This is a genomic window from Ruegeria sp. HKCCD7255, from assembly GCF_013031565.1.
GTDB lineage: Bacteria > Pseudomonadota > Alphaproteobacteria > Rhodobacterales > Rhodobacteraceae > Ruegeria.
Window position 1 is genome coordinate 546,040 of record NZ_WQAG01000002.1, and the last position, 12,301, is coordinate 558,340.

12 protein-coding genes are annotated in these 12,301 nt (G+C 57.8%); 8 read left to right on the forward strand and 4 right to left on the reverse strand.

The genetic code is table 11. The features are described 5' to 3' along the window. Position 1: 1 nt before the first annotated feature. The 3 genes from GOX45_RS06450 to GOX45_RS06460 form a co-directional block, all read right to left on the reverse strand. A complete protein-coding gene (locus GOX45_RS06450; protein ID WP_171099127.1) occupies positions 2 to 196 on the reverse strand; it encodes a hypothetical protein in 195 nt (64 codons plus the stop codon). Between the two features lie 92 nt (positions 197 to 288). Then, positions 289 to 2,184, reverse strand: a complete 1,896-nt coding sequence (locus GOX45_RS06455) for a cytochrome c3 family protein (protein ID WP_171099129.1) — start codon at positions 2,182 to 2,184, stop codon at positions 289 to 291. Then, positions 2,181 to 3,047 carry a YihY/virulence factor BrkB family protein gene (locus tag GOX45_RS06460; RefSeq protein ID WP_171099131.1) on the reverse strand — a complete coding sequence of 289 codons (867 nt, stop codon included), beginning with the start codon at positions 3,045 to 3,047 and terminating at the stop codon, positions 2,181 to 2,183. Before GOX45_RS06460 ends, GOX45_RS06455 begins: the two co-directional genes overlap by 4 nt. A gap of 169 nt (positions 3,048 to 3,216) precedes the next feature. Here GOX45_RS06460 and GOX45_RS06465 point away from each other — a divergent pair, with 169 nt between their 5' ends. The 8 genes from GOX45_RS06465 (at position 3,217) to GOX45_RS06500 (ending at position 11,630) form a co-directional block, all read left to right on the forward strand. Next, the gene (locus GOX45_RS06465) at positions 3,217 to 4,302 is read left to right on the forward strand and encodes an AI-2E family transporter (protein WP_171099133.1); all 1,086 of its coding nucleotides are present in this window, start codon (positions 3,217 to 3,219) and stop codon (positions 4,300 to 4,302) included. After that, positions 4,303 to 5,418 carry an acetoin utilization protein AcuC gene (locus GOX45_RS06470; RefSeq protein ID WP_171099136.1) on the forward strand — a complete coding sequence of 372 codons (1,116 nt, stop codon included), beginning with the start codon at positions 4,303 to 4,305 and terminating at the stop codon, positions 5,416 to 5,418. A 113-nt stretch (positions 5,419 to 5,531) separates the two neighbouring features. Then, a complete protein-coding gene (locus tag GOX45_RS06475) occupies positions 5,532 to 6,509 on the forward strand; it encodes a MoxR family ATPase (protein WP_171099138.1) in 978 nt (325 codons plus the stop codon). Continuing rightward, positions 6,466 to 7,458: a DUF58 domain-containing protein gene (locus GOX45_RS06480; protein WP_254445940.1), complete on the forward strand. Its 993-nt coding sequence runs from the start codon at positions 6,466 to 6,468 to the stop codon at positions 7,456 to 7,458. The genes GOX45_RS06475 and GOX45_RS06480 overlap by 44 nt, the downstream gene beginning before the upstream one ends. Then, positions 7,455 to 7,928: a DUF4381 domain-containing protein gene (locus tag GOX45_RS06485; RefSeq protein ID WP_171099140.1), complete on the forward strand. Its 474-nt coding sequence runs from the start codon at positions 7,455 to 7,457 to the stop codon at positions 7,926 to 7,928. The genes GOX45_RS06480 and GOX45_RS06485 overlap by 4 nt, the downstream gene beginning before the upstream one ends. Then, positions 7,928 to 8,911 carry a VWA domain-containing protein gene (locus tag GOX45_RS06490; protein ID WP_171099141.1) on the forward strand — a complete coding sequence of 328 codons (984 nt, stop codon included), beginning with the start codon at positions 7,928 to 7,930 and terminating at the stop codon, positions 8,909 to 8,911. The genes GOX45_RS06485 and GOX45_RS06490 overlap by 1 nt, the downstream gene beginning before the upstream one ends. Beyond that, on the forward strand, positions 8,911 to 10,413 hold the full coding sequence (locus GOX45_RS06495) for a VWA domain-containing protein (RefSeq protein WP_171099143.1): 1,503 nt from the start codon (positions 8,911 to 8,913) through the stop codon (positions 10,411 to 10,413). Before GOX45_RS06490 ends, GOX45_RS06495 begins: the two co-directional genes overlap by 1 nt. After that, positions 10,410 to 11,630 carry a BatD family protein gene (locus GOX45_RS06500; RefSeq protein WP_171099145.1) on the forward strand — a complete coding sequence of 407 codons (1,221 nt, stop codon included), beginning with the start codon at positions 10,410 to 10,412 and terminating at the stop codon, positions 11,628 to 11,630. Before GOX45_RS06495 ends, GOX45_RS06500 begins: the two co-directional genes overlap by 4 nt. Here the strand turns inward: GOX45_RS06500 and GOX45_RS06505 are convergent. After that, positions 11,627 to 12,286, reverse strand: coding sequence for a Crp/Fnr family transcriptional regulator (locus tag GOX45_RS06505; RefSeq protein ID WP_254445941.1), 660 nt, complete (start codon positions 12,284 to 12,286; stop codon positions 11,627 to 11,629). The two genes, GOX45_RS06500 and GOX45_RS06505, sit on opposite strands and share 4 nt — an antisense overlap. Positions 12,287 to 12,301: the final 15 nt, after the last annotated feature.

A 12,301-nucleotide genomic window follows, 5' to 3' on the forward strand; every position in this document is an offset into this window, starting at 1 on the left:
CTCAGTCCAGTTGGATCTTGTTCGACGAAAGGGTTTGCGCGCGCAGCGAGGCGTTCGCCATACCCTGTAACATCAATGCCTGACCGTGGTTGATATCCGTGGGTGCGCGGCTGCGCAGTTCTTCGATCCGCGCCTCCATCGTCTTTTTCCGCCGTCCCAGGCGGGGTTCAACAAAAGTCGCTGCACGTTTCAACATGGGGCACCTGATCTATGACAGACTGTATCAGTGCCCAGTCTTGCGTCAGATTATGCCACCAATAGGGCTGAATTCAGCCCGTTTGAAGCCAATTACCGTCCATATTGGACTGCCAATTGCCGCAAGGCCGGATCGTCTGGCAAGATCGTCAGCCCCTCATCCAGCGCTTGCAAAGCGGCCTCGGTGCCTCGGTTCAGTTGGGCCAGTTGCACGATCATGGGCCAGGCTTCGGCGCGTTGCGGGTCAAGGGCGACCACCTCGCGAAATGCGCCTTCGGCAGCGCGAGAGTTGCGTAGCGTGAGGGCAAAACCGCCCAGAACCAAATGGGTTTCGGGGAAATCCAGTCGTGTCGCAATGCTGCGCTGCCAATCCGCAATCCCTGCCCCAGCAGCTTCGCTTTGCGCCTGAGTCATCGCTTGTGTCGGGATCGTCAGGAACTCTTTCGCGGCCGATATGCGCACATTGCGCAATGGGTCCGACAGCAGTGGTTCCAGCCGTGTGACACGGTCAGCGATCGGGGCGCCTCGTTGAACGGGGGCCGCATTGGCGCGGATCAACGGGTCGGGATCAGAAAGTAACGGAGCAACAGCCGCAGCGACAGCCGCGTTTGCCATGGGCTGAAGCAGAAACAGGGCGGTCGCACGGACGATCCCCGCCTGATCCGGATCCAAGGCGATGGCGGTCAAATCTTGGGCACCCGTCAACTGACCCGATACAGCGGCATCGAAACTTGTCCCGAAATGCGGCCCGCGCTGTGTCGAGGCCGGGTACCAACCTGCGATCTGCTGCGCCGCCCATTGCTGCGTTTCACCAGTGTGGCAATCGGTACAGGCATCTGCCCCAAACCCCAGATCCGGGCGCGGGATGCGAAAGCTGTGATCTTTCCTCCCATCGACGCCCATGTAGACCCGCTCGATCATATGGCACGAAACGCATTGCGCCCCTGCGCTGTCCTCAGCGTGATAGTGGTGATCCGGCGTATCGTAAGCCTTGAGCGTCAGAGTTGGGAAATCCGGGTTTCCGGCAGGCGAATGGCACTGGGTACACAGCCCGTTGCCCTCGGCGATCGTCTCAGCCCGGTGCGGGTCATGGCACTCGATACAGCCGACACCACGGGCATACATTTTGGATTGCAGGAATGAGCCATAGACATAGACCTCATCCAGAATCTGCCCGTCAGGGTAATAGAGCCCGGGGCGCAGCACAGCCAGGTTGTAGGCATCGTGATACGGCGTTCCCGGCAGCGGATTGCCATCCGCCAGTGCCTCGCGCCGGGAATGGCATGTGGCGCATTGCTGGATGCCTGCTTCGGTGGTCCCCCAATCCATGGAAAACCCGTATTCGCTCAGCCCATCTGCCAGCACTTGCCCGTCCAACCAATCGATATGCGCTGAGCCCGGCCCATGACACGCCTCGCACCCGACGCCGATTTCCGCCTGTTGCGAGGCATAGCTGCGCGTCTGCGCGTCGTAGTCTTTGACAAAGCCTGTGGCGTGGCACTCGGCACAGCGGGCGTTCCAATTCTTGTAAGGCCCCGTCCAGTGCAACCCGTCATCGGGGGGCAGGTCTTGATCGGGATAGAGGTGATACCAGCGCTTATTTTCTGTGTCCCAGACCACATCAAAGCTTTGCATTCGGCCCGGTTCGGTCTCGAACAGGTATTGCTGCAGCGGTTCGATCCCCACGACCGAATGCACACCGTATTCTGTTGTCACACCATCCTTTTCGGTGACCTGTGCAAGAGGCACTCCATCGCGCAGCGCAAATGTGACATGCATCCCATCATGGCTAAAGCTTGATCCATCAAAATCCGCGCGCAATGTGCCGCTGTCAGTTTCCGTCCAGGCCAATGCGTGGTGCGAGCCCGCCCAGGCCTCGCCCTGTTCCTGATGGCACTCAATGCAACTGTCCGATCCGACATAGCTCTGCGCATGAGCAATCGTTGCAGCGCCAATGACCAAGAAAAATGCAAGAGAGAAAAGCTTCACACGGCATCCTCGGAATCAGAGCGCTGCAGATCAATCAAAGCGCCGTTATATTCGGCCCCCAGGATCAGCATGGCAGAACACAGGTACAAAAAGATCAGCGCGGCCATGGCACCGGCCAAACCGGCATAGGTGGCGCTGTAGGTGGCGAAATGGGCGATATAGATCGAAAAGCCCCAACCCCCGATCGCCCAAAGCGCCAATGTCAAAAGCGCCCCGGGCAAGATCTGCGACAGCTTGTGTCGCCGGATCGGCAAGACCAGATGGGCAATCAGAACCGTACCTGCGGGCACCGCGACCGTGAAGGTCCAGCGCAGACGGTCAACAGACAACCATTCGTTCACACTGACATCGGTGCGCTCGGTCACCAAGTTTGTATAGGCTGGCAGCACAACCTCGACCACGGCAATCGCCAGAATCGAAGCGCCCCCAGCGATGACCAGCCCAAAGCAGAGCAGGCGCGCCTTCCAGAACGGCCAGCTGTCCTGATCGTGATAGGCCTGGGTCATGGCCTTGCGCACTGCGACAACCCCGTTTGAGGCAAAGAAGATCGCAAGCAGGCCACCAAGGGTGATCACCCCTGTTCCAGCACCGTCCAGTACAGCGCGCAGCTCGGCCACTATGGGGTCGGATACGTCGCTGGGCCAGGCCCCAAAGATCAGCTCGATCAGATCCTCGGTGACATAGCCCTGCGACAGCGCCCCGGCCAAAGCCACCGTGAACAGCGCAAAAGGAAACAGGGCCATCATCAGCGACATGGCCACATGGCTGCTCATGACGAACCCGTCCTTGCGGTTGAACCGCCCAAGGGCCAGCGCGAGCGCGCGCAGAAACATGCCTGGCGAGGGAATCATCGAATGCGTCATGCCCCGACCCTAGCCCGCCTTGTGTGGTGACTGAACCCACAGTGACCCAACGCGGGTCGAAATCCGGCAGATAAGAGCCTGACCGGATTGAAAAAACGCCGAACCTGTGCAGGATCAGGTCTGACCCTTGCGGGACCTGCGCCCGCCTCATGCCCGATAAGGCCCGTTCATGACCCCGCAACCAGACAGCCAGACAGACCACCCCCGCCTGAAACTGTCGGTGATCCGCGACGTCACAATTGTTGCAACGCTTGTGGTACTGGCGCTTTATGCAGGGGCCAGCTTTCTGATCCCGCTGACCATGGCCTTGCTGATCAATGTGCTGATCATCGCCCTGGCAGATCGCGTGATCGCCCTGACCCGAGCGCCGGTCTGGTTTGCCAATCTGGTGGGAGTGGTGCTGGTTCTGGCCGGTTTGTTCATGATCATGTATGTTCTTGGCAGTCAGGCGACGCAATTTGCGCGTACCATCAGCACCTACGAGACGCAGTTCGACAATGCGGTGAACCGGATCACCGGTCTTGTGGGCAACGATGTGACCAGCTTTATCCGCGACAACCTGATCAGCATCGACATGTCTTATGTGGCACGGCTTTTGCTGGGCAGCGCGACTTCTTTGCTCAACCAGTTCTTTCTGATCAGCCTCTATGTGGCCTTCTTGATGGCCGAGCGTCTGGCCTTTCGCAAAAAGATCCAATTGGCGGCTGGTGCACCAGAATTCGGAGCTGATCTGGCCTCGGTCCTGGGGGCCATTTCGTTCAGCCTGCAGCGCTATGTCGGCGTCAAGACGCTGATCAGCCTGATCACTGCCGGCATCAGCTATTCCATCTTTCGCGCCCTGGGTCTGGAATATGCCGAGACCTGGGCGGTTCTGACCTTTGCGCTGAACTTCATCCCCTCGATCGGATCGATCATCGCCGTGGTGTTTCCGGCGCTGATTGCGCTGGTGCAGTTTGAAAGCATCGGCCCGTTTCTGGTGGTGGTGCTGGGATGTGGCACGATCCAGTTTGTGATTGGCAACTTCGTCGATCCCGCGATGCTGGGTCGGTCGCTGAACATGTCGACCTTTCTGGTGATCCTGGCCCTGATGTTCTGGACCACAGTCTGGGGCTTGATCGGCGCTTTCCTCAGCGTGCCCCTGACCGTGTGCATCCTGATCATTTTCAGCCATGTCCCGGCCCTGCGCCCGGTGGCGATCCTGATGTCTCTGGACGGCAGGCTTGGGGATGATGACCCGCAACAGGCCAAATCGTGAATGCTGGATCAACCAGTTTTCATCGGGTCCGAGATTTATCGCCATTCGACCTATGGCAGACAACATCCGCTGGCCATTCCGCGCGTCTCGACCGTGATGGACCTGTGCCGTGCCTTGGGTTGGCTGACGCCCCAGAGCTATCGCGTCAGCCCCCGCGCCAAGCCCGAGGCGTTGATGGCCTTTCACACGCCCGACTATATCGCGGCGCTTCAAGCGGCTGAACGGGCGCAAGCGGTGTCAGACAGCGTACGGGACAGGTACGGGCTGGGCACCCTGTCCAATCCGGTCTTCCCCGAGATGTATCGTCGCCCTGCGACCTCTGCGGGCGGATCCATGCTGGCGGCCGAGCTGATCCGGGACGGTGGCATTGTCTACAACCCCGCAGGCGGCACGCATCACGGGATGGCAGACCGCGCCAACGGGTTCTGCTATCTCAACGATCCGGTTCTGGCGATCCGCACCCTGCTGAACGCAGGGCTTTCGCGCATCGTCTATGTGGATATCGACGCCCATCATTGCGACGGGGTCGAGGCGGCGTTTCACGGCTCTGCCCAAGTGCGGATGATTTCGGTGCACGAGGCCCGCAGATGGCCCTTTACTGGCGCGCTGTCTGATGATGCGGGCGGTGCGGCCTGGAACCTGCCGGTCGCGGGCAACCTCAATGACAGTGAATTCGACGCGATCCTTGATCAGCTAATCCTGCCGGTGACACAGGACTTCGACCCACAAGCCATCGTCTTGCAATGCGGTGCGGATGCTGTGGCCGAAGACCCGTTGTCTCGGCTGACCCTGTCCAACAATGCCCATTGGCGCGCGGTTGCACTGCTGAAACCGCTGGCCCCGCGCTTTCTGGTTCTGGGCGGTGGCGGGTATAACCCGTGGTCGGTCGGACGGTTGTGGAGCGGTGTCTGGGCCACACTCAACGGCTATGAAATCCCCGACAAGCTGAACTCCAACGCACAAAGCATCCTGCGCGGCCTGTTCTGGAACCGCGCCGCCGGACGTCAGCCACCCGCGCATTGGTTTGACACGCTGCGCGACCAACCAAACGAAGGCCCGGTACGCTCCGAGTTGAAGGCCGACCTGCATAAGCTCGCTGCGCGAAATTCACGCTAGATCACGCCCTGAATCGTTGCTAACCTGCGATCATTACAAAACATTTCCGGCCGCTTTCTCCTGGGCATTTTCGTGATGCCAAGACCAACCAGAGCATTGATTGGACGACCTAAATGAATGCACTTAATCAGATGAATGAACTTAAATCGCGCATGAGTCAGGCCATCATCGGCCAGACCGACGTGATTGACCGATTGGTCATTGGGCTGTTGGCGAACGGCAATTTGTTGATTGAAGGACTGCCAGGGCTGGCAAAAACGCGCGCGGTAAAGGCCATGGCCAAGAATCTGGATTCCAGTTTCAGCCGTATCCAGTTCACACCCGATCTGCTGCCTTCGGACGTCACTGGAACTGAAGTATTCCAGCAAACCGAACAGGGTGGAACATTCCGGTTCGATCCGGGCCCGATCTTTGCCAATATCGTTCTGGCCGATGAGATCAACCGCGCCCCCGCCAAGGTTCAGGCCGCGCTGCTTGAGGCTATGGAAGAACGGCAGGTTACGGTGTCCGGCACGACGCATAAGATGGAGCCTCTGTTTATCGTAATGGCGACTCAGAACCCGATCGAACAGGAAGGCACCTACCCTCTGCCAGAGGCGCAAATGGACAGGTTCCTGATGCATGTTCAGATCACCTATCCCCCGGTCGAGGATGAAGTCGAGGTGATCCGCCTTGTGCGCGGTGAGGAAGTCGCAGCAAGCAACAGCACCGCCCCCAAGCGCGCTGATCCGATTCCGCAAGAGGCCGTGTTTACAGCACGCGCAGAGATTGGCCAAATCCACGTATCTGATGCGATGGATCGCTATATGGCCGATCTTGTACAAGCGACCCGTACACCCAAGAAACTCAGCGACGATCTCGCCCGCTGGATCGAAGTCGGCGCCAGCCCTCGTGCTTCGCTCGCGCTGGACAAATGTGGCCGGGCCCATGCCTGGATGAACCAGCGCGACTATGTCGATCCAGCCGATATCCGAGCCATTGCGCCGGATGTCTTCCGGCACCGGATCACGCTGAGTTTTGAAGCTCAGGGCATGGGCAAATCCGCTGATGACGTGGTCACCGAAATGCTGTCGCTTGTCGCACTCCCGTGACATGTCGCACCCGGCATCATATCAGAACGATCCCCGCATCCATGTTGACGCGGACCGTTTGCTTCGCCTGGGGCTACAGGCCCGCGCAATCAACCTGTTGCCACACCAACCAGCGCGTTCAATCCTGAACGGCCGGCACGCCTCGCGTCTGCGCGGGCGTGGCCTGAATTTCGAAGAGCTGCGCGCCTACCTACCCGGCGATGACATTCGCACGATTGATTGGAAAGTCACCGCGCGCACCCGCTCACCCCATGTTAGGGTCTATACCGAGGAACGCGACCGCCCTGCTCTTTTGCTTGTCGATCAAAGAGTTTCGATGTTTTTCGGAACCAAAACATATATGAAATCGGTTGTCGCCGCCGAGGCCGCTGCCATTGCCGCCCACCGCATTCTGGCACAAGGAGATCGTGTCGGCGGCATCGTATTCGGCGACCGCGACCTGGCCGAGCACCGCCCCCAACGGCGCGCCAAAGCACTCATGCGGTTTCTGTCTTCGGTCGGCGCGATGAACATGGCGCTGAACGCGGCTCTGCGCCCGGTACCAACCGTGTTCTTGAATGACATATTGGGGTCTGCCAACGCTTTGGCTCACACCAATACGCTGGTCTGTGTCTTTTCCGATTTCGATGGTCTGAATGACAAGAGCGAGGCACTGATCCGCAACCTTGCTCTCTCTAACGATCTGATATTGTTCAATATATCAGATCCGTCCGCACAGGATCTTCCAAAAGGTCTAAAACTCACCGTATCCGACGGCACCGACCAAATCGAGGTAGACAATACCGATCCCGCGCTTTCCGCACGGATCAGGACAGCGATGGAAAACCGACTGTCGCAACTGCATCTCTGGTCGCAGCGCTATGGGTTTCCGGTCGTCCCATTGACGACAGCGCAACCGGCATTGGATCAGTTGCTGCATCTGTTCGGACATCGCGGGAGGCGCAAATGAGCATCCAGACCGATGGGAAATCCCTTGTGGATCTGCTGAATATGCTCGAGCCCGCTCCGGAACCTGCCCCGATTTCCATGCTTCCGCAAACCTGGGGATGGGCGGTTCTGGCTGCGATCCTGGTTGTGTTGGCGCTCTGGGCTCTTTGGTTATACCTCCGACACCGGCGCCAAAACGCTTACCGCCGTCAGGCACTGAAAGAACTGGACCGATCCGCCGATGACCCTCGATTAGCCTCCGAGATCCTGCGGCGAACCGCATTGGTGGCTTTTCCCCGACAAGAGGTCGCAGGACTATTCGGCGATGAGTGGTTGAGCTTTCTTCGGCAAACCTCTGATCGAATGACTTTTTCCGAAGAAACCTGGATGGCACTCGGCTCAGCCCCCTACAAAGCGGCATCACCGAACAAAGATGTCACGCGATTGGTTAGAACATGGATCACCTTGCATAAGTCCGGAGGCGCAAGCTGATGTTGTCCTTCGCCTCGCCTTGGGTTTTCCTGCTGCTGCCGCTTCCCGCGTTGGTCTACTGGTATGCACCGCCTTATCGCCAGCCAAGCCAGGCCATTCGTATTCCCTTTTTTCGGCACGTCGCCAAAGCGGTCGGAGCCGCACCACATTCGGGCGTCGCGGTCGCTGGGCGATCACGACTGCAAACAATTGTAGTGATCTGTATCTGGGGCCTGCTCATCTGCGCCATGGCCCGGCCTGAACGACTGGGTGATCCGGTGGTGGTCGAGAAATCCGCCCGCGACGTGGTGCTGGCACTGGATATTTCGGGTTCGATGGATCAGCGCGATTTCCGTTCCAGCGACGGCACCCCGAAACAACGGTTGGACGCGGTAAAAGACGTCTTGCGTGGCTTCATTGCCCAAAGGCAAGGTGACCGGATGGCTTTGATCATCTTCGGAACGCGCGCATTTGTACAAGCGCCTTTCACTGAAGACCTCAACAGTTTGAATGGCTTCCTCGACCAAACTCAGGTTGGTATGGCAGGTCCAAATACGGCTTTGGGTGATGCAATTGGCCTGGGCATCCGCACCTTCGACACCAGTGAAGTGGAACAGCGACTTATGATCGTTCTGAGTGATGGTGCTGACACATCCAGCCGCATGACGCCGATCAACGCGGCAGCGATCGCAGCAGAAAAAGGTGTGGTCGTCTACACGATTGGCGTTGGGGACCCAAATGCCACCGGAGAAGACCGGGTTGATCTGGACGCATTGCAACAGATCGCGTCGCGCACCGGTGGCGCGTATTTCTTTGCAGATGACGAAGCAGCTCTGACCGAGATCTATCAGCGCATTGACCAGCAGAATCCCCGTATTGTGGAAACACAAAGCTACCGACCCAAACAAAGCCTTGCGCATTTCCCACTGCTGTTTGCTTTGCTGCTGCTTCTAGGCAGTTCGATCACCTTGCACATTGTCCATTCGCGCCGAGGTGTATCGTGATGCAGTCTTTGGCGGAATTTCATTTTTTGCGAGCGGGTTACCTTCTGTTCCTCATTCCGATTACGATCCTGTGGTGGCGATTGCGCCCTCGAAAAAGCGCTGCGCAAAAACTGCCAGACGGGATCGCCCCACATCTGAGTGCTGCGCTTCTGCTAGGTGCGGATGATCGACGGCGTGTCTATCCGATTGATCTTGCGATGTTGGCGGCACTCCTGATCACGCTAGCGGTCTCTGGGCCCACATGGTCGCGGGCGACGAATCCGTTGATCGCAGATACCGCGCCTTTGGTGATTGCGCTGAAGGTCACGGACAGTATGGAGCAGACTGACCTGACCCCTACACGTCTGGAGCGTGCGAAATACAAGATCACCGATATGATCACGGCCCGGTCTGGCGCTCAGACTGCTTTGATCGCTTATGCTGGCTCGGCCCACCAGGTGGCGCCGTTGACCGAAGACCCGAATATCCTGCGCCCATTGTTAGAAGGTCTGGTTCCAGCAGTTATGCCACAGCAAGGCGATGTCGCATCCATTGCCTTAGATTTAGCTTTGAACATATTGGAAAGCAACGAAACTCCTGGGTCTGTCTTGTTTGTTCTGGACGACCTCGAACCCTCTCAGGCACAAGGTTTCGACAGCCAAGGATTTGATGTTTTCTTCCTTACGATGCTTCCCGACGGTGCACGCATCGTCCAACTGGACAACCTTTCCAACGCAACTGTCGTACCGTTTACTCCGGACGATCAAGACATCAACAGATTGAACAGGCGTATTCAATCGGCCTATGCCGACGCATTGGATGATGATGACCGGTTGGATTGGACAGACCAAGGTTGGCTGTTGGCTTGGCCTGCGGCCTTTCTGTGCTTGTTGTGGTTCCGCAAAGGCTGGGTGATCCGCTGGGCCGTACTTGCCTGCATCCTCGCAATTCCGAGCGGTCCGGCACAGGCTGCAGGCTGGCGCGACTGGTTCCTGACACCGGATCAACAGGGGCAGGTTGCGATGAACCAGAAACGCTATGGAGATGCTGCCGACCTGTATCAGGAGCCGTATCACCGTGGCTATGCGATGTTGAAGGCGGGTCGATATCCAGAGGCGGCCGAGGTTTTTGCGCAAATTGACACGGCCGAAGCAGCCTTTGCCGAAGGATTGGCCCGCATCCGAAATCGAGAATACCGGCCTGCTATCGCTGCCTTCGAAACTGCGTTGGACCGCAGGCCCGGCTGGCCCGAGGCGGAGCACAATTTGGAGGTTGCGCGCGCGATACTTGAATTTGTCGAGACCACCCGGGAACAATCGGACACGGGGGAAGAAGCCGGGATCGGCGCGGATGATACCGTTTTTGACAACGAAGACAGCAAAGGTGCGCAAACCACCATTCAGGCCCCGAAAGACGGTGCCGAAGGCTTGTCTGCAGACCAGTGGATCAGCGCAATTGATACCGATATGCAGGACTTTCTGCGCAATAGGTTTTTGCTCGACAATCAGGCGTTAAATCAATGAGATACGTAGCGCTGTTCGTATGGATTTTCTGGGGCATTCCGACATTGGCTCAAGTCGCGCCCAACGTGACGGTCCAGGTACCGGACGACGCAACGACTGTTGGCCAACCCGCCATTATCCGCGTCAAGGTTCTGGTCCCGACCTTCATGCCATCGCCGCCAGTTTTCCCATCGCTTGAGCGCGAAAACCTTCTGGTCCGTTTACCTGAACGTGCCTCGGGGCCCGTAAGTGAAGCGATTGAGGGAGAAACTTGGTCAGGCGTGCAACGCAGCTATCGTGTCTATCCCTTGACGGCAGGCATCTTTGACCTTGGAGCACAGCAGGTTGTCGTTACATATGCGGATCCGGACACACACGCGCCCATTCAGACTACCGTGGACCTGCCCAGGATAACTTTTGAGGCGACTGTACCTGATGCGGCACGCGGACTGGACCCGCTGATCATCGCGACCGGTTTCGACGTCACGCAAGAGATCGACGGTGAACGCACACTCAACTCCGGAGACGCCATTACCCGTCGTTTGACCGCACGTATTTCCGGCACTACCCCAATGCTGATCCCGCAATTGATGCCGGATCTGCAGGGCACCCTGCTGCGTTCCTATCCGAAAGAGCCAAAACTAACCGAGACCGAACATCGCGGCGTGCTGTCCGGGCAGCGCGTGGATGAGGTAACCTATCTGGCGCAGAATGGTGGAGACACCCAGTTGCCGGCAGTCTCGATCCAATGGTTCAATCTGACAAGCAACGCAGTCGAAACAATCGAAATCGACGCCATAGACTTGACCTTGGTGCCACCCAAGGCTCCACCACCTGACGCTGCAGACATCGCACGCTATCTTGGGTGGATTGCGGTCCTCGCCGGGATATTCTGGACTCTGTACCGCTTTGGAAAACCGCGCTTAAACACCTGGAAGAGCCGACGCAGACAAACCTATCTTGCGTCGCCGAAACATGCCCTTGATCAGATCAAAGCAGGGCTTCAAGCACATGATTTAAAGACAGTTTATACAGGTTTGGAAGAGTGGAAGAGCAAAGCCGATTGGCCAGCAGACAGCGCGGAGCTGGAGACAGCGCTTACACAGATTGGTGCAGCGATTTATGCCCAGAAGAAGCCGAACAAAGCGGATTGGAACGCTGCCGGGCTGGCACTCGACCGTATGCGTCACTCAAGTGAGAAAGCGCATACTGCAGCTCTTCCGCCACTGAACCCTTAGCTTTGGCAACTGGCAATCAATGCCCGTCGGTCGCTGAGCTTTACCCTGCCATATCCCAACTCGATCAAACCCATATCCACTAGGCGATGTAAGCAGCGATGTAGCGTCGGTGCTGAAACCGCCACCATCTCGGCCAGCTCCTCTTGCGAGACGACAATCCAGTCGTCTTCTGTTGTGTTGCACTCATCGAGATGCAGCAACCGCAAGACCAGCCGCTTCTCGGTCCCTGTTACGGCAAGATTGGCCATGATCCGCAGCGCCGTTTGGATGTTTGCGTGGCTCAACGCATAAAAATCCCGAACGTAATCCGGGTTCGAGCGAACCAGGTTTTCGATCCGCGTATTGGGAAAAAACAGGGTCTGACTGCATTGAGTCGTCACAACGCTGACAAGACGCGAAGCCCCTGCAAACAAGGCCAAATCCCCGACCCAGAACCCATGACCTTCACGGTGAACAACAAATTCCTGCCCATCATCGGCAGGTGCTGTAATCTGAACCGCTCCTTCCAGTATCGCGTAGATACCATTCGCTTCATCGCCATAACGATAGAGCGTTTCACCCGCGGCAAAGGCTTTGGGTACGCCAATGGCCAGCAGGCTGTCTTGAAAGGTTTTGGATCGCGTCGCAAACCATCCGGCTTCGCGTAATCGTCTCATTTTATTCACGTTATC

What these genes read in the sequence shown, in the direction of transcription:
- GOX45_RS06485 (WP_171099140.1), top strand. Translation starts at nt 7,455, where the DNA reads ATGAGCATCCAGACCGATGGGAAATCCCTTGTGGATCTGCTGAATATG.
- GOX45_RS06480 (WP_254445940.1), top strand. Translation starts at nt 6,466, where the DNA reads ATGACGTGGTCACCGAAATGCTGTCGCTTGTCGCACTCCCGTGACATG.
- GOX45_RS06490 (WP_171099141.1), top strand. Translation starts at nt 7,928, where the DNA reads ATGTTGTCCTTCGCCTCGCCTTGGGTTTTCCTGCTGCTGCCGCTTCCC.
- GOX45_RS06460 (WP_171099131.1), bottom strand. Translation starts at nt 3,047, where the DNA reads ATGACGCATTCGATGATTCCCTCGCCAGGCATGTTTCTGCGCGCGCTC.
- GOX45_RS06450 (WP_171099127.1), bottom strand. Translation starts at nt 196, where the DNA reads ATGTTGAAACGTGCAGCGACTTTTGTTGAACCCCGCCTGGGACGGCGG.
- GOX45_RS06495 (WP_171099143.1), top strand. Translation starts at nt 8,911, where the DNA reads ATGCAGTCTTTGGCGGAATTTCATTTTTTGCGAGCGGGTTACCTTCTG.
- GOX45_RS06470 (WP_171099136.1), top strand. Translation starts at nt 4,303, where the DNA reads ATGCTGGATCAACCAGTTTTCATCGGGTCCGAGATTTATCGCCATTCG.
- GOX45_RS06465 (WP_171099133.1), top strand. Translation starts at nt 3,217, where the DNA reads ATGACCCCGCAACCAGACAGCCAGACAGACCACCCCCGCCTGAAACTG.
- GOX45_RS06500 (WP_171099145.1), top strand. Translation starts at nt 10,410, where the DNA reads ATGAGATACGTAGCGCTGTTCGTATGGATTTTCTGGGGCATTCCGACA.
- GOX45_RS06475 (WP_171099138.1), top strand. Translation starts at nt 5,532, where the DNA reads ATGAATGCACTTAATCAGATGAATGAACTTAAATCGCGCATGAGTCAG.
- GOX45_RS06505 (WP_254445941.1), bottom strand. Translation starts at nt 12,286, where the DNA reads ATGAGACGATTACGCGAAGCCGGATGGTTTGCGACGCGATCCAAAACC.